The organism is Blautia sp. ZXY-1-C6, from assembly GCF_056339875.1.
In genome coordinates this window covers 1-16,018 of the sequence record NZ_JBWJVQ010000132.1, presented here as the reverse complement: position 1 = coordinate 16,018, position 16,018 = coordinate 1, and the positions used below count along the sequence as shown (strand labels likewise).

The following is a 16,018-nucleotide window of genomic DNA, read 5'->3' as shown; positions in this document are numbered from 1 at the left end:
CCATCCGGAAACCGGATCGGCCCCTTAGACGAAAAGCTTGGTCCTCAGAGGTACAGACTGGGAAATACAGATCTTTTAATCTATTATGGCAAACCTGGACCCTATCATCTGACACAGGAAATCTACATAGATTTCCTTCCTGGGAAAACTTATGTGGACAGTGGAGACTGGAAAATCATCCTAAGTGGAAAAAAGGTCAGAGGAGGGGAATATTACCTGTGGCTGCCGGGTGGAAATACTCTGAACAGAGGGACTGGGTTTTATGAACCAAGGGCATATGGGACTTTGACCATACCTGCCACAGCCCGGCGGGTTATTGCAGTTGGAGCATATGATTCGCTGGTTGACTCTTATGCGGATTTTTCCGGAAGGGGCAGCAGAATGCTGCCATATCTGAAACCTGATCTGGTGGCACCGGGAGTAAACATAGTTGCTCCCGTACCCGGTGGTGGTTACAGAACAGTAACAGGGACTTCCTTTGCAACACCCTTTGTCAGCGGATCCGCAGCATTGTTAATGCAATGGGGGATTGTAAATGGAAACGATCCCTACCTCTATGGGGAAAAAGTAAAAGCCTATCTCCGAAAAGGCGCCAGACCATTGCCGGGGTATGAGGAGTATCCCAATGAAGAGGTGGGATGGGGGGAGGACGTTATAATAAGGTTACATTGAAGAAAGTCAGTAAAATCAAGTGTTTCCGTTCATTTTCCCAACACAGAAACGAAGCACTTTCACCATGATTTTGAAGAAAATCTGCCCGGGTTGGATTCAAAATGATATGGAAAGAAAGACTTGTAGCAATGACGTAACATGAACAGCCGATTCTGTTACAGACAACATATTAAAACGAAAGAGAGGTCACAGGAATATAAAACTGACTTATACAAATAATTATCAGTTATCAAGGCCATAAGGCCAAATTATACCATGGGTCAGTTTTAAGCATTAAATCTGGATCAGTTTTAAGTGTAAATCAATAGCTGATAATCACTATGATTGGGAAAATACAAAAACCGATAACTACAGTTCAAAGAACTGTGTATTATCGGCTCTGCGTCTGGCGCTTTAATAACAGTTATATGGAATTGTTCAATGTTGATTAGACATTCTCTTTTGCACTTCGAACAAAAGAGTGGAAAATTTTTTAGTACAGTATCTTCTCGGATTTTGTCACGTGTTTTATTTCCGCAGACAGGGCAACGTACTCGCTCGACACTTACTTTTATTTGCACTTCTACTTTTTATTTTTTTCTTGAGTATCCTATAACACTAACAAAATACGATGCGACTACTATACCCAAAGCAAAAATAGTAATCAACATAGGATTTTTAACCAAATTTTGAGTAACGTATTTCATATCTTTTGATATTTTACTTACGAAAAAGATAACGAGAAGTGTGCAAATCATTCTCACATACTGAACACTCATATAGCCAAACCACTGTGCTATTGCTAAACATATAGAACACCATAAAACAGGTAATGCTATTGCAATGGCGATAGAAAAACCAAACTGGCTAAGTGTAAAATTATGATAAACCACATAACGAATGATATAAATGATAACTGTACCCATTATACTAATCGGAACAAGAAGCAAGCTAGTCAAATACTTACTGAAAATGATTTGGTACTTACTCATCGGCAAGGTTAATTCATATTGTTTCCATGAAGTCAATCCATCATAGGTCATGGTCATCATTAAGTGCATACCGATAAAAAGTGAAAAAAAAGCCGATGACATAATTGAGTAAACTTCATTCTCTCCGAAGAATGAAATTGCTATTACAAAAAAATACATTACAAAAATGACTTTTTTATTCATTTTCTTCATAAGCAATAAATCCTTAAAAACCAATCCTTTCATTTGACACCTCCTTTGATATAGAACAGCATAATGTCCTCAATAGAAGCATTATCAATAATTAGATTTTTGTATCTTTTTTTTGCAGCTACTTTGTCATGTATTAAGCATTCCACGCTAAGATTTGTTTCTCGACAACATACATAGTCATCTGGCGAAACAGTATTAAATTCTGATTTTTTACAGCGTATAATTCCATAATTATAAATAAGGTCATCTTTCTTTTCCTCAAAAATAATTTTTCCATTATGAATCAGAATTACATAGTCAGCAACCTTTTGTATGTCAGAGGTTATATGTGTAGAGAACAAAATAGAGTGTTCTTCATCTTGAATAAATTCTAAAAAAATATCCAAAATTTCATCTCGTACAACAGGATCTAACCCTGTTGTTGCTTCGTCTAAAATCAGAATCTGGGGTCTATGCGATAGTGCACAAATAATTGACAATTTCATCTTCATACCTTTTGAAAGTTGCCCTATTGATTTATTTAATGGAACATCAAGGCGTTTCATATATTCTTCAAACAAATTCATATCCCATGTTTTATAAGATCCCGAAAGGATTTGGGCAATATCTTTTGCATTTAAGACGGAATGGAATTTACATTCGTCAAAAACAACACCAATGTTTTCTTTATGCAAATAAGAATGATTTTGTTTACCCAATATTCTTATTTCACCCGCATCCAACTTTAACTGGTCTAAAATTAAATTGATAGTTGTACTTTTTCCAGCACCATTTTCTCCTATGAAACCCACAATACGTCCTGTAGGAACTGTAAATGAAATATGATCTAACATAAAATCATCAAATTTTTTAGTCACATTTTTTACAACAATACTGTTCTGTTCCATAATTCCACCTCTCATTCTTCAAAAAATAGTTTTAGAATATTAGCCATTTGCTCATAGCTGATACCATGAGTACGACCGATTATAGCAACCTTTTCTAAAAGTTCTTCTGCTATTCGTAGTTGTTCTTCTTGAATAAATTCTTTATTTGGTGATGCAACAAAACTACCTTTTCCCGATACGGTTTCGATAAACCCATCTCGAGTTAAATCTTCGTAAGCTCGTTGAACAGTAATAACACTTATATGCAGGTCTTTTGCCAGTGCACGCATGGAAGGCAGGGCTTCTCCGGCAGATAGGGTACCATTCATGATTAAACTCTTAATCTGCATAGCAATTTGTTCATAAATAGGCTTATCACTACTATTACTTATGATAATTTCCATTCTAACTTCCTCTCACCACCTTCTGATATATGCGTACTTATACGATATGTACAGTGTATATGATAGTGTCAGAAATGTCAATAAAGTAATCCTACAATTCATTAAAATATACCATATAAAGTTTTCAAAAAATCAGCGTAATCCAACCTGTCAACCGGCATAATAAGGTTATTTCTTTGTGCAAATCAGCACGATAATGATAGGATGAGCGATGATGAATTAGAACTTCTGGCTCCATGGAACGAAATCGTCAAAGCTGAAATCGGACGTCGTGCAAACGAATCAAATCAATCATATGTGAATTGTCAAGGTGCTCCGGCTGCTGAAAAGCAGTCGGGGATTTTTTCTATCATATCTAAAAATTAAGCGCTTAACATATATTCAGATTGGCAGTGAAGTAGTTGCTAAAGAATATCCAGATAAGGTGATGCATTTGAGAAAATTGCAGGTATAGGACAACTGATACAAAGAATATGTTGGAAAAGAGGTGAGCATCATGGTAAATCAGTCAGTAATAGATTCCAGTGTGAATCTGGAGCAGTTAAAGGATATTGAAGACTTAATTCCTAATATAGATAAAGCTATTTCTGAGAAAGTGGAAACTTTTCTGGATAAATCTGGCGATCAGCCGTATGCTCACATGAATGAAGGGTATGTGGTAGTCGTGGAAATGACAGGAGAAATGGATGCTACAGATGCGATCAGTGATTATCTAAGAAAAAGAACGGAGTTGATGTATTAGATGCAAGTCTTGAAAAAATATCTTGCGAAGCTACAGATGTTATGTTAATGTGAAGTCAGGGAAAATGAACGTGATACATGGTTTCTGACTTCAAATTCAATGGAATAAGTAAGTTGGGAGCGATGTAAAATGGAACAAATGCAAATGAATATGCCAGATATGTACGATGCTGCATTGTATCTTCGGTTATCGAAAGATGATATGGAAGAGGGCGGTGCGAAGTCAGAGAGCAACAGCATTGCAAATCAGAGAGAGTTACTTCGGAGCTTTGTAAAAAGCCAGCCGGATATTCAGATCTTTGATATATATGTGGATGACGGATACTCAGGAGGAAATTTTGACCGACCTGAGTTTAAACGAATGACAACTGATATAGAAGCTGGAAAAGTAAACTGTGTGATTGTAAAAGACTTATCCAGATTCGGAAGAGAGTATATAGAAGCCGGGCGATGGATCGAAAAGACCTACCCGGCTTTAAATGTGCGTTTTATTTCAGTTACAGACCAGTTCGACAGTAAAACAGCAGATTTTTCAGAGAAGTCATTTGTAGTTCCGATCAAAAATTTTGTAAATGAAAGCTATTGCCGGGACATTTCCGGTAAAGTGCGAAGCCACCAGAAAATCAAACGTGAAAAAGGTGAATTTATTGGAGCATTTGCCCCGTATGGTTACTGCAAAGATCCGGAGAATAAGAATTGTCTGGTGATTGATTCTTATGCAGCGGATATTGTAAGAAAAATATTTTCATGGAAAATTGATGGATTCAGTCTTGGAGCAATCGCAGAAAAACTGAATGTACGTCATGTGCAGTCGCCAAAAGAATATAAAAAGGCAAATGGTGAAAATTACAATTCCGGATTCCATAGTTCAGATACACCGAAATGGTCGGCAGTGCAGATCAAAAGGATTCTGACCAATGAAGTCTATATTGGAAACATGGTACAGGGCAAGCAGGAACGAATCAGCTATAAAGTAAAGCAACGCCTGGATAAGCCAGAATCAGAGTGGGTGAAAGTAGAAAATACGCATCCGGCAATTATCAGGCAGAATGATTTTGATGTGGTTCAGAAGCTGCTTCAATATGATGGTAGGGCATCGAAAACATCAGACAGTGCAAACTTTTTTTCGGGATTTGTGTTTTGCGGAGATTGCAAGACACCGATGATACGCAGGGTAAATCAGTATAAGGGGAAGAAAAAAGCCTTTTATATCTGCCAGACAAAGAACAAAGGTGGAGATTGCACCAGACACAGTATTTCGGAAGAGGTGCTGAAAAGAATTGTGTTGAAAGAGATTCAGGCATATACGGCACTTTTTGTAGACTATCAGATGATTATGGAAGAACTTTGTGAGATGCAAGTCAGCTACGATCAGGTAATCGGTTATGATACGCAGATTAGTAAGTTGCAGGAAGAATATAACCGCTATTACAGTCTGAAAGCGTCTTTAGGTGATGACTTGAAAGAGGGATTGATCAGCAAAGAAGAGTTCGATGATTTTCGGGAAAGTTACGGAAGAAAATGTGAAGAACTGGAGCAGATGATCGAGAATCAGAAAAAATTGGTAAAGCAAATGTTTGAGGGTGGAGTGTCTGCAACTGTTCAGTTGGAGGACTGGAAGAAATCACTGGAAATCAAAGAACTGGATCGCACATTGTTGGCACTGACCGTAGATAAAATCTATATTTATGAAAACAAACAGATCAAAATTCATATCCGTTATCAGGATATGATTGAGAAAATGAAAGTCATAAGACGGTTTTATGCGGAACACCGGACAGAGTGCAGGAAAGAGGTGGAATAAATGGCAAGGACAGCAAAAAGATATAAGAAAAACACAGAGAAGAAAGTTCTTGGGATTCCGGTATGTATGGCTGCAATTTATGTCAGATTATCCGTAGACAGTGATGAAAAAAAGTCAGAATCTATTGAAACACAGGTTACGCTGATAAAAGAGTTCATTCAGAAGCACAATGAAAATCCGAACAGAGAGTATGAAATTGCTGTATATAACATTTATTCTGATCTGGGAAAAACCGGAACAAATTTTGTTGAGGTAAGATAACGATACCTTTTTTGCAGAGGGTGTTATCTTACCTCTTTTTGATGTATGTTAGATAGCATAACTCTTTACGTCGGCTCCTATCTGTCTGAAATAGGAGATACTTTCAGTAGGCTTGTCGCCTGTATCAACTCTGCCGACAAAGCTATAAAAGATTTCGATTTTGCGGGTGTTCGTTTCCTTATCCAGTTCGTGAATAAGAATACGGTCAATAAATTCATGGACGTTTTCGTAGGTCAGTTCTTCAATCGCTGTGTATCTGCGTACCAGTGCGACAAACCTTTTTACGTCCGCGCTGCGCTCGGTGGCGTTGTCGATTTCCTGTGACAGCTCCGCAATCCTCCGGGTCAGCGTCTTTTTTTCTTCATCATAGCCGGAAGTCAGAAAAGCAAATTGTTCATCTGAAAGTTTCCCTAAAGCGTTGTCCTCGTAGAGCTTGCGGAATAAGATGTTCAGCTCGTTAATACGGTTCTGCGCCTTGTCAAGTTCTTTCCGCTGCTGTGTCAGCGTCTTTTGTACTGCCTTTGCGCTGCACTCGTTGGCGGTTTCGATAAACTCCTGTTCATGCTCTTTCACATAAGACGTTACTCGCTGCAAGTCTGCAAGGACAAGTTCTTTCAATACGCTTTTGCGGATATAATGCGTAGTGCAGAGCATATCATTTCTTGCCCGGTTGCGGTAGTTGCCGCAAGTGTAGGCGTGTTTCCGTTCAAGCGTCCCGGCTCCGCGTACTGCATACATTTTGTAGCCGCAGTCCCCACAAAAGAGCAGCCCGGAAAACAGGTCAATTTCATCAACCTTTGTCGGGCGTTGCCGGGTGGCAATCCGCTTCTGTGCAAGTTCAAAGGTTTCTTCATCAATCAAAGGTTCGTGAGTGTTGGGGAAGAAATACCTTTTTTCCTCCGGGTTCTTTTTCGTCTTTTTCGACTTATAAGATACCTTGTAGGTTTTCCCGGTTATGGTATGCCCTAAATACTCTTTCCTTGTCAGAATGTCGTACAGTGTCTTATCCGGCCAGTTGTACCATGCGTTGAGCTGTGGGCGGGGGTGGCGTTTGCTCCCTGTCCTGCGGTAGCGCAGTTCCCCGACGGTCAATATCTCATTGTCCCGCAGCCAGTTCTGGATTTCACACATACGGTCGCCCCGTACATACATTGCAAAAATCTGTTTTACGACGTGTGCCGTTTCCGGGTCGGGTATCAGATGATTGCGGTTATCCGGGTCGATAAGGTAGCCGTAAGGAGCTTCGCCGTTGACGCGCTCGCCTTTCTGTGCCTTTGCCTGTTTGACAGCCCGGATTTTCTTTGAGGTGTCGCGGGCGTAAAACTCGTTGAACCAGTTCCGCAGAGGGGTAAACTCGTTATCTTCCCTCGCTGTGTCTACACCGTCGTTAATGGCAATGTAGCGCACTTCGTATTCGGGGAAAACAATCTCTATCAGTTCGCCGGTTTTCAGATAATTACGTCCCAGACGGGAAAGGTCTTTTGTTATGACGGTCGCCACGTTCCCGGCTTCAACCTCATGCAGCATGGCTTGAAGCCCCTCACGCTCAAAGCTCACGCCGGAAAATCCGTCGTCTACAAAAAAGCGTGTGTTGAAAAAGTGGTGTTCGTCAGCATACTTTTGTAAAATCAGTTTTTGGTTCTGTATGCTTTCGCTTTCCCCGGCTTGCATATCTTCCTGGCTCAATCTGCAATATAAAGCGGTAATCTTGTCTGTCTGTAACATTTTGTCCTCCTTTCCGACGACAGACAAGCATGGTATTTGTACTGTCTATATTATACCACATACCGCTGCCTGTGTCATGTATAAAATGTGAAGAAACGCCCTATTTCCGGGCGTTTGCGGGGTTCAGCTCCATGTCCTTGCGAATGAGCTTCTTTATCTTTTTATCCAGTGTGTCCGTTGCGCGTTCACTTGCGGACGAACATACAAGGTAAGTAACTTTTCCGATTTTATGCTCCGTTGTGGTAACGGGCGTCTGGTTTTGCGTCAAAGAAAATCCCCCTTTCTTTCGCAAACATATAATACAGTCTATGAATAGCAGCAAGTCCACTATTCAAGAAAACAAAGGCTTTAATCGGACGGTTATTAGCATAACCTCATGGGAATTTCACCCCGGCATGGTTCTCATGCAGCCCTACCCATTGCCTGCGACGCTCTTAACGCTCGGACTGTGGCTGTAAGGAAGTATCATTGTATATTTTGCGTGTCGTCGCCCGCAAGCCGCTACACTTGCTTTCCGGCGCGGTGTTGGTCGCTCGGCTGTCCGGGCGGGGATAACCTCACCCGGATAGCGTCATGGCGCACCCACCGTATGGCTCGGCGCAAAAGGAACGTATCCGATTTGCCCTATGCTGCGCCGCCGTTATCTTGCGCCGCTTTCTTTGTCAAGGTTCAGAATGGCTTTGCTGCCGCGTCAGCAGCGGAACGGAAAAGGGGGAGAGAGAAAGCGTCCCGCCGCTGCGGTTTATTCCTCTGCCTTAAAGGTGAGGACAGCCATCATCAGTTTTGCTTGCAGCCGTTCCCGAATGTCGTGGTCTACGCCAAAATAGACGTTCCCGCGCTCGTCGTACAGCTTCCGCATGGAGAGGCGGGCTATGTAGCCGCTGAAATGCTGCAAGACAATCTTCATAGCGTCCGGGTCGCCCTTTGTCGCTGCCAAAATGACAGGATAGGGAACAAGGGCTTTTTCCGGGTAGCCGGGTTCGTTACCATTCGTCCCATTCATCAGCATTTTCCTCCAGATATTTTTTTAGCAGCTCAAAAGAGCTTGTCCGCCTGTACTGTATCGTGCTTCTCGACGTATCGAACAGCTCCGCAATCTCGGTGTCGTTCATTCCCTCGAAATAGTACAGGAGTACGGCTTTGCGCTTTTCTTCCGGCAAAGTACGGATTGCTTCAAGAAGCAGCTTCGGCGTGATTTTCTTCCCGGCTCTTTCAAAGGCGATTTCCCCTTTGAAATATTCATCAAAGGTATGAAGCTGCCGCGCTTCTTCTAAGGTCAAGTCGGAAAAGGTAATCTCCCTTGCCTTATGCCTGTGCAGCTCTTTGTGAGCGTCACACGCTTCATTGTGCAGTACCGTATTACAAAACTTCTGGAAAGCGCACTGTTTTATAAACTCCCTGCGATTAGGTTCCACATTCTCACCCCCTTTCTCGTTGGAAAGTTGGTGGTGCTTCCCCCTTTTCGCGGGGCAATACTGCCTTTTGAAAAAAACGCCGAAGATTTTCGGATTTTTTTCAAAAAATTTTTTGAGCAGCAAAATACGCCTGTCCGAAAAGCCCGGACAGACGTATAGGTATTGTAAGCGGTATTCAGATGATTAGACAGTTCATATTGATAGACGTAGTTTTCCCCGGCGGTGGTCGGGCTTTTTTTGATGTGTCAATGACCGTCGGATTTTGTCGATATGGTATGTGCTTCATGGCGGCTACCTCCTTTTAGCCGCCGCTTTTAACAGTGATACCGCGTCATTTCATTAGAAGATAAAAAGAAACGGCGGCTTTGGTTTTTCAAAGCTGCTGCGGAAATCAAAGAACGACAAGCAACAGTTCTGATTTTGCTCCAATATGGTTATTGGGGGCACAAATTAAATCAAAAAAGAGCCGATAACAGCAGTATTTCAAACTGCATATTATCGGCTCTGCGTCTGTGCGTCTGGCTCTTTTAATTAAATTATTTTTGTTGTTTTTTGGCTTTATTATATGTATTAGCTAACTGTCCACAAGCTGCTTTAATCTCTCTACCATGAGAAACTCTCATGGTAACTTCAAGTCCTGTTTGCTCTAATTGATGTTTGAACGCAACCATTTCTTGTTTTTGTGGTGCTCTAATTTTTGAATTACTCGTCGGGTTGTATTGCAGCACGTTAATCATAACATTTTTGCCCTTAAACCATTTTGCAAGTTGCCTTATATCTGAGGAACGGTCATTTATACCTGGTAAAAGCAAATACGCAAATACCACTTTTCGATTATGCCTTTGTGAATAGGACAATGCTTGCTTAACAACATCTTCAATAGCGTACATGTGCATATGAGGAATGATGCAGTTTCTCGCAGCCTGTGTTGCTGCATGTAAAGATATTGTCAACTGAATTTTTAGATGTTCTTCGCGCAATTTTTTTAATTGATTAACTGGACCAACTGTTGATACGGTAATGCCGTCGGTTGGAAAGTTAAGTCCATTTCTATCTCGAAGAATATGGATTGCTGCAATCAAGTTGTCGTAATTGAATAAAGGTTCTCCCATTCCCATAAAAACGATACGATTTACTTTTTGACGTATCAATATGACCTGTTGCACAATTTCAGATGGTGTTAGATTACGAACGAAACCATTGCGTCCGGACTCACAAAAAATACAGCCAACAGAACAACCAACTTGCGTACTTACGCAAACAGTCCCACCATCTCGCCGTTTAATAAAAACCGTTTCGATATACCTGTTGTCTTTCAATTCATAAACATACTTTTCAGTATCGCTACTTTTATAGACTTTTTTTGTTGATATTGATAGATTTTTTTTGTGAAATGGCTGTTTATACAATTCCGCATATAAGGCTCTTGCTTTATCCTCTCCAATTACTTCCGACATTTCTTTGTAAGTAAATCCGTATGGGTCATTCAATATTTCCGTAAGTGTACTTTTAGGTAAGTGTTTCATTTAATATCCTTCCTTTTGTTTTTCAGAGTTTTTGATTATGATTTCTAATTTTTCAACATCAATGATATGTGTTAATTTACATTTAGGGCAGAAAAGAGGAAAATTTCTTAATACCGTATTATAAAATACTTGAACCCTCGTCTTTCCGTTACAAATTGGACATTTTATCCAATATTTTTCAAGCATAATATTTCTCCTTTTGTGCAAAAAAATACAGGTCAATTCTCAACATGAGCATTGACCTGCATTTATACATATAACACTACAACAAAATTAAGGCATAGTTTTTATACTATGTCTATACATCGTTAGTTTTGTTGTATAGCATACGCAAAATAAGCATGACAAAAAAGCCCATATTGAAAATGGGAAAAATCTTTTTTGATTTCAATGCTTATCGAATACGCATGCTATGTAACATAAACATTTCCCCCTTTTAATAATACTATACAAAAAAAGCGGCTAATTGTCAACATATACATATGAATTATTTTGGCTAACTGATTGAATTGTGTAGACATATCCAAGAAGAAAGGGGAACAGTAAAATGTAACAGGGTGAATAACTATGGCAAAAAGACCAGTACCGAAATACGATTTCAAGGCTTTTGGGGCAGCGATAAAGGCGGCGCGGACAGGGCGCAAGGAGAGCCGCAAGAAAGTGAGCGACGAAATGTTTATCTCGCCGCGCTACCTTGCGAACATTGAGAACAAGGGGCAGCACCCAAGTTTACAGATTTTCTTTGAGCTTATGCTCCGCTACAATATATCCGTAGACCAGTTTCTTTTGGAAACGCCGCCAGAGAAGAACACGCAGCGGCGGCAGCTTGACGCGCTTCTTGACGGTATGAGCGATACAGGCATACGGATTGTGAGCGCAACGGCAAAGGAGATAGCGGAAGTCGAAACAGAGGGCAGATAAGAAGTGTCCGTCAGAATTGAATAAGGTTTAGAGAGCGTTGTAATCTTTTTTTGAGGATTGCAGCGTTTTTCTTTTGCGGAAGTTTGGCAAAACCGGGCATAGCTCCGTAGTAAGGCATAAGGGATAAAAACATTCGTAGCAAGCATAGGAAGCGGGTACCCACTTCCGTATTTTCCCCTCCCGCGCTGCGGCGCGTCGGTTGAAAATTGCTTGTTGGGAAGTGTCCCAAACCCTCGGAACGGAAAGGAAAGGAGCGAATACATGAACGGACGCAAAAGAACGGTGCAAATCAAATTCAGAGTGACGGAAGCGGAACGGGATTTAATACTGGAAAAAATGAAGCTCGTACCCACCCGGAACATGGCGGCATATCTGCGGAAGATTGCCATTGACGGGTATATCATTCAGATAGACCATGCCGATATAAAGGCAATGACCGCAGAGATACAGAAAATCGGTGTCAACGTCAACCAGATAGCACGCCGCGTAAACGCGACGGGGAACGCATACCAAGAGGACATAGAGGAAATAAAGGGGGTGCTTGCGGAGATATGGCGGTTACAAAGATTAAGCCTATTAAAAGCACTCTAAGCAAAGCCCTTGACTATATCGAAAACCCGGACAAGACGGACGGAAAAATGCTTGTGTCCTCTTTCGGCTGCTCCTATGAAACGGCAGATATTGAATTTGAATATACCTTGTCCCAAGCACTCCAAAAGGGGAACAATTTAGCCTTTCATCTGATACAGTCCTTTGAGCCGGGGGAAGTCGATTATCAGAAAGCCCATGAAATCGGAAAGCAGCTTGCCGACGCGGTAACAAAGGGGCAGCATGAATATGTACTCACGACGCACATTGACAAAGGACACGTCCACAATCACATTATTTTCTGCGCCGTAAATTTCGTAGACCACCGCAAATATAATTCCAACAAAAGGAGCTATTACGGCATACGGAACATGAGCGACAAGCTGTGTCGGGAAAATGGCTTGTCCGTCGTCGTTCCCGGCAAGGGCAGCAAGGGAAAGAGCTATGCGGAGTACCAGGCAGAAAAGACGGGTACAAGTTGGAAAGGCAAGCTAAAGATTGCCGTTGACGCGCTTATCCCCCAAGTTTCCAGTTTTGAGGAATTGTTGCAGCGGTTACAGGCGGCGGGCTATGAGATAAAGCCGGGGAAATATGTGTCATGCCGCGCCCCCGGACAGGAACGCTTCACCCGTCTTAAAACCCTCGGCGCGGATTATACAGAGGAAGCCATAAGGGAACGGATAGCGGGCAGACGGGCAAAGGCGGCGAAAGCCCCCAGAGAGCAGCGCGGCGTTTCGCTGCTTATCGACATTGAGAACAGTATCAAGGCGGCGCAGAGTAAGGGCTATGAACAGTGGGCGAAAATCCACAATCTGAAACAGGCAGCAAAGACCATGAATTTCTTGACGGAACATAAGATTGAACAGTACGCGGATTTAGTCAGCCGGATTGAAGAAATGGCAGCGGAAAGCGGACAGGCGGCAGACGCATTGAAGGACGCGGAAAAGCGGCTTGCGGACATGGCGGTGCTTATCAAGAATGTTTCCACCTACCAAAAGACAAAGCCCGTCTATGACGCATACCGCAAGGCAAGGAACAGGGAGAAGTACCGCGCCGGACAGGAACAGGCGATTATCCTACATGAAGCCGCCGCAAGGTCGCTGAAAGCGGCGGGCATTGCAAAGCTCCCGAACCTTGCCGCGCTGCAATCGGAATATGAAGCCCTCCAAGCGCAGAAAGAAGCCCTTTATGCCGACTATGGGAAGCTGAAAAAGAAAGTCCGGGAATACGATATTATCAAGCAGAACATTGACAGCATTTTACAGGCAGACAGGCAGCCGGAACGGGAAAAGGGAACAGAGCGCGGATAAGGATAGCAAAATCCCCGCCGCTGTGCTATGATAGGGCTATCAAAAAGCAGAGGAGCGTTGAGCATGGAAAACCAGAAAATGCCGGAATATGAAACCATACGCGCCGCCGTTGCCGGGGAAAAATGGGCGGTGGAGAAAGTCGTGGAGTGCTACAAGGACGAAATCGACAGGCTATCGACGGTAGCGGTCAGACAGCCGGACGGAAGCACGAAACAGGAAATCAACGAAGATATGCGCCAGTCCATCACAAAGAAGCTGATAGAAGCCCTCCCGCAGTTCCCGCTTGAAGAAATGGAAAAGGGAAATGTCAGATAGGCAAAAAAAGAACAGGGCGCGGAAGCCAGTATATGACTTCCGCGCCCTGTCTTTTTATGGGTGCTGTTTTCGTGAATGTTACGCAGTAGAACGCCATTTTTGGGGGTAAAGGTATAAAGTATCGCCTATCCGATTTTCACGCCCGGAAAGCCCTGTAAATCAAGGGATTTTCCGCGCCTACTGCGTAACAGGGGCGCGTCTTTTCCTCATGCGCTCGGCGGCTTGTCTGCGGGTGATACGTTTCCGGCAGACGGGGCAGTATTTGACACTGTTAGAGGTTGACGCAAAGAACGCGCCGCACTCGGTACATTTCTTCTTATCCCCTGTCTGGTAAAGCTCCGCATAAAGCAGCCTGTCGGCGGGAAGCACCGCAACCCGGAACCACTTGCAGAGAAGCGAATAGGAAATGAGCTGCGGACATACGCACTCGTCCCCGTCGTCCAGTAAGATACAGTTCCCGTTATCATAATTGCAGCACGTCCGGCGCACAAGGGCGTTGACTTTCCGGCTCTGGGGCGGCGTCAGCCGCTTAACCCCGTTCATACTTCATCAGCGGCGTAAATGGGAAGCTCTGCAAATTCCGCTTCGGTCAAAGCGTCCACTTTGGAAAGGGTGCGCTTTGCAAGCTCCCGCATATCCGCGTCCATGTAGGGCAGCGCGGCGTTGACATTCTCAATCAAAGCCCGCTTGCCGCCCTCGTTGTAAATGCTCAAAAGGTTTGTTTCTTCAACAGTCAGTCTAATCATGCTCATACCTCCATATCGTGATTTTTTGTTTTTGCCGCCGCCTTTTTCGGGGCGGTCTTTGCCTTGTCTGCTTTAAGCTGCGCCCGGATAGAGGGGCGGGGCTTCCTTATCTCCCTGTCCCGGTTCTCCCCCTTGTCAATCAGCGCATACGTCCCATGTCTGCCCTCGATTTTGGAAAAGGAAAGGGTCTTGTAGGGCAGCATGGAGAAAAGGCGGTCAGTGTCCTTTGTGGCTGCAAGCCGCATGAACGCCGGGGAAAGCTCTGCCATGAAATGGGTCTTGTTCGGGCTGTTCGGCTCGTAATGCCGCTTCATTTCCCGCACAATGCGCCGCGCTTCCGTTTCAATCAGCCCGTCCCGCAAAGCGGCAATATGCGCCTTGAAATCCCCCGGCGAAAGCTGCTCCCGGCTGCGCCGTTCTTCCTGTAAGAGCGATTGCAGCGCGTCCGGGTCGTTGGGTACGGCTTCAAAGCGTTCAAATTTCCCAAGCTGCGGGTCTGGGGTTCCGTCAAAATATCTCCCGGCTTCCTGTACCCTTTCCCCATGCTCATAAATCAGCTTCACCGTATCGGCGGGCAGCTCCTTTTCCTTGACGCGCTCATAATGTTTAGAGTAGTCCAGTTCGTACAGATTGCCCTTGATTTTCCCGCGCTCCTTTCCCGTCAGCTCGATTGCATAGGCAAGAACGCGGTCGCTTGTCTGCTCCATGTAGAAACGCCATGTGTTGTGGGGCGCGGTGTCTTTGAGGAAAACGTCGCGCTCCCGGAAACAGTGCGTCCCGGACGGGCGGCAGAACCACAAAAGTGTTTTGTCCTCCCTGTGGGGGCTTGCCGCCGCCTTTGCGATAATCTCTTTGTCAATGTCTAAGTCGCTCTGGTAAAAGCCTGTGTTCTGCTTCATAATCGCTTCAAGGGAAGCAAACAAATCCATGTTTTCAAATTTGCTCTGTTCCGGCATGGGTCAGCTCCTTTCCAAGTCCTGTGACTTCTGCTTTGCGTTTTTCTTCTGTGCCTTTTCCTTGTCGGCTCTAAGCTGCGCCCGGATAGAGGGTTTCTTTTCCGGCTTCGCTCCCTTGCCGCGCTCCTTGTCGGCTTTGACAGCGTTAGCCAGGTCAACAAGGGAAATCTGCTCGCCCGCCTTTACCTTTGCTTCCAGTTCGTCAACGGTGGGGGTGTTGTTGATGATACCGTCAATCATGTTCCCGTTCTGCTCTGTGGTCTGCTCGGCGGTTTTCAAGGGATTGTCCCGCTGCGCCTGTTCTGCGGCAACGGCAAACGCCCGCGTCCCATTCCCCATAATCAGATACTTTCCGTCGTCCGACTGGTGGTGAAAGCCATATCCGGCGGCTTCTATCTGCTCCCGGCTCATGGCGGTCACATGGAAAGTCCCCCTCGGCGTCTTGACAGTTTCGCCCGTTTCCAAGTCGTCCGGGGTAAGCTGCTTTTGCTCCTGTAAAAACTCCGGCACTTCCCGAAAACCTACACTGTCAACGAAATGCGCCGCGTCCTGTCCGTCCTGATGAAGCACTACCACGTCGGAAACGGAAAGGCTGTGTCCCTTAA

General features: G+C 44.0%; 23 protein-coding genes. 9 read left to right on the top strand and 14 right to left on the bottom strand.

What is annotated here, in order from left to right:
• On the top strand, positions 1-672 hold a 672-nt coding region (locus AC075J_RS05230), incomplete at its 5' end, for a S8 family serine peptidase (protein ID WP_476390104.1).
• A gap of 290 nt (positions 673-962) precedes the next feature.
• Here AC075J_RS05230 and AC075J_RS05225 read toward each other — a convergent pair.
• From AC075J_RS05225 to AC075J_RS05210, 4 genes are read right to left on the bottom strand one after another with little or no spacing between them, the layout of a single operon-like run.
• Entirely contained in the window at positions 963-1,226 is a 264-nt protein-coding gene (locus AC075J_RS05225) for a cysteine-rich KTR domain-containing protein (protein ID WP_081703345.1), read from the bottom strand.
• 15 nt (positions 1,227-1,241) lie between these two features.
• Positions 1,242-1,868, bottom strand: a complete 627-nt coding sequence (locus AC075J_RS05220) for an ABC-2 transporter permease (RefSeq protein WP_008706399.1) — start codon at positions 1,866-1,868, stop codon at positions 1,242-1,244.
• Positions 1,865-2,722 (bottom strand): ABC transporter ATP-binding protein, encoded by an 858-nt coding sequence (locus AC075J_RS05215; protein WP_022381160.1) that lies wholly within the window; start codon positions 2,720-2,722, stop codon positions 1,865-1,867. Before AC075J_RS05215 ends, AC075J_RS05220 begins: the two co-directional genes overlap by 4 nt.
• Before the next feature lie 11 nt (positions 2,723-2,733).
• Complete coding sequence (locus AC075J_RS05210) at positions 2,734-3,105, bottom strand: GntR family transcriptional regulator (RefSeq protein ID WP_008706402.1); 372 nt, start codon at positions 3,103-3,105, stop codon at positions 2,734-2,736.
• Between the two features lie 204 nt (positions 3,106-3,309).
• Here AC075J_RS05210 and AC075J_RS05205 point away from each other — a divergent pair, with 204 nt between their 5' ends.
• The 4 genes from AC075J_RS05205 to AC075J_RS05190 all read left to right on the top strand — a co-directional run bounded on the left by AC075J_RS05205 (position 3,310) and on the right by AC075J_RS05190 (position 5,911).
• Complete coding sequence (locus tag AC075J_RS05205) at positions 3,310-3,471, top strand: hypothetical protein (protein ID WP_008706403.1); 162 nt, start codon at positions 3,310-3,312, stop codon at positions 3,469-3,471.
• Between the two features lie 130 nt (positions 3,472-3,601).
• Positions 3,602-3,847: a hypothetical protein gene (locus AC075J_RS05200; protein WP_008706404.1), complete on the top strand. Its 246-nt coding sequence runs from the start codon at positions 3,602-3,604 to the stop codon at positions 3,845-3,847.
• Between the two features lie 129 nt (positions 3,848-3,976).
• Positions 3,977-5,650 (top strand): recombinase family protein, encoded by a 1,674-nt coding sequence (locus AC075J_RS05195; RefSeq protein ID WP_055199804.1) that lies wholly within the window; start codon positions 3,977-3,979, stop codon positions 5,648-5,650.
• A complete protein-coding gene (locus tag AC075J_RS05190) occupies positions 5,651-5,911 on the top strand; it encodes a recombinase family protein (protein ID WP_476390103.1) in 261 nt (86 codons plus the stop codon).
• A 48-nt stretch (positions 5,912-5,959) separates the two neighbouring features.
• Here AC075J_RS05190 and AC075J_RS05185 read toward each other — a convergent pair whose 3' ends face one another.
• From AC075J_RS05185 to AC075J_RS05160, 6 genes are all read right to left on the bottom strand, one after another.
• Positions 5,960-7,636: a recombinase family protein gene (locus tag AC075J_RS05185; protein WP_002569190.1), complete on the bottom strand. Its 1,677-nt coding sequence runs from the start codon at positions 7,634-7,636 to the stop codon at positions 5,960-5,962.
• Between the two features lie 100 nt (positions 7,637-7,736).
• Complete coding sequence (locus AC075J_RS05180) at positions 7,737-7,964, bottom strand: transposon-encoded TnpW family protein (RefSeq protein WP_004607973.1); 228 nt, start codon at positions 7,962-7,964, stop codon at positions 7,737-7,739.
• A 414-nt stretch (positions 7,965-8,378) separates the two neighbouring features.
• Positions 8,379-8,639, bottom strand: coding sequence for a helix-turn-helix domain-containing protein (locus AC075J_RS05175; RefSeq protein ID WP_002590583.1), 261 nt, complete (start codon positions 8,637-8,639; stop codon positions 8,379-8,381).
• A complete protein-coding gene (locus tag AC075J_RS05170) occupies positions 8,620-9,051 on the bottom strand; it encodes an RNA polymerase sigma factor (RefSeq protein WP_009255547.1) in 432 nt (143 codons plus the stop codon). Before AC075J_RS05170 ends, AC075J_RS05175 begins: the two co-directional genes overlap by 20 nt.
• Positions 9,052-9,587: 536 nt before the next feature.
• A complete protein-coding gene (gene rlmN, locus AC075J_RS05165; RefSeq protein WP_004607971.1) occupies positions 9,588-10,577 on the bottom strand; it encodes a 23S rRNA (adenine(2503)-C(2))-methyltransferase RlmN in 990 nt (329 codons plus the stop codon).
• Entirely contained in the window at positions 10,578-10,763 is a 186-nt protein-coding gene (locus AC075J_RS05160; protein ID WP_004607970.1) for a cysteine-rich KTR domain-containing protein, read from the bottom strand.
• Between the two features lie 381 nt (positions 10,764-11,144).
• Between AC075J_RS05160 and AC075J_RS05155 the strand changes: the two genes are divergently transcribed.
• From AC075J_RS05155 to AC075J_RS05140, 4 genes are all read left to right on the top strand, one after another.
• Positions 11,145-11,498, top strand: coding sequence for a helix-turn-helix transcriptional regulator (locus AC075J_RS05155; protein WP_004607969.1), 354 nt, complete (start codon positions 11,145-11,147; stop codon positions 11,496-11,498).
• Positions 11,499-11,759: 261 nt separating this feature from the next.
• Positions 11,760-12,089, top strand: coding sequence for a plasmid mobilization protein (locus AC075J_RS05150; RefSeq protein ID WP_002585086.1), 330 nt, complete (start codon positions 11,760-11,762; stop codon positions 12,087-12,089).
• Positions 12,050-13,396, top strand: a complete 1,347-nt coding sequence (locus tag AC075J_RS05145; RefSeq protein WP_002585087.1) for a relaxase/mobilization nuclease domain-containing protein — start codon at positions 12,050-12,052, stop codon at positions 13,394-13,396. The genes AC075J_RS05150 and AC075J_RS05145 overlap by 40 nt, the downstream gene beginning before the upstream one ends.
• Positions 13,397-13,459: 63 nt before the next feature.
• The gene (locus tag AC075J_RS05140; protein WP_002585088.1) at positions 13,460-13,711 is read left to right on the top strand and encodes a helix-turn-helix domain-containing protein; all 252 of its coding nucleotides are present in this window, start codon (positions 13,460-13,462) and stop codon (positions 13,709-13,711) included.
• A 177-nt stretch (positions 13,712-13,888) separates the two neighbouring features.
• On the opposite strand, the gene AC075J_RS05135 is transcribed toward AC075J_RS05140, so the two are convergent.
• From AC075J_RS05135 to AC075J_RS05120, 4 genes are all read right to left on the bottom strand, one after another.
• A complete protein-coding gene (locus AC075J_RS05135) occupies positions 13,889-14,254 on the bottom strand; it encodes a cysteine-rich VLP domain-containing protein (RefSeq protein ID WP_002585089.1) in 366 nt (121 codons plus the stop codon).
• On the bottom strand, positions 14,251-14,463 hold the full coding sequence (locus tag AC075J_RS05130) for a transposon-transfer assisting family protein (RefSeq protein WP_004607965.1): 213 nt from the start codon (positions 14,461-14,463) through the stop codon (positions 14,251-14,253). Before AC075J_RS05130 ends, AC075J_RS05135 begins: the two co-directional genes overlap by 4 nt.
• Complete coding sequence (locus AC075J_RS05125) at positions 14,460-15,413, bottom strand: hypothetical protein (protein WP_002585090.1); 954 nt, start codon at positions 15,411-15,413, stop codon at positions 14,460-14,462. Before AC075J_RS05125 ends, AC075J_RS05130 begins: the two co-directional genes overlap by 4 nt.
• A 3-nt stretch (positions 15,414-15,416) precedes the next feature.
• The coding region (locus AC075J_RS05120; RefSeq protein WP_476390102.1) for a DUF4316 domain-containing protein at positions 15,417-16,018 on the bottom strand (602 nt) is incomplete at its 5' end.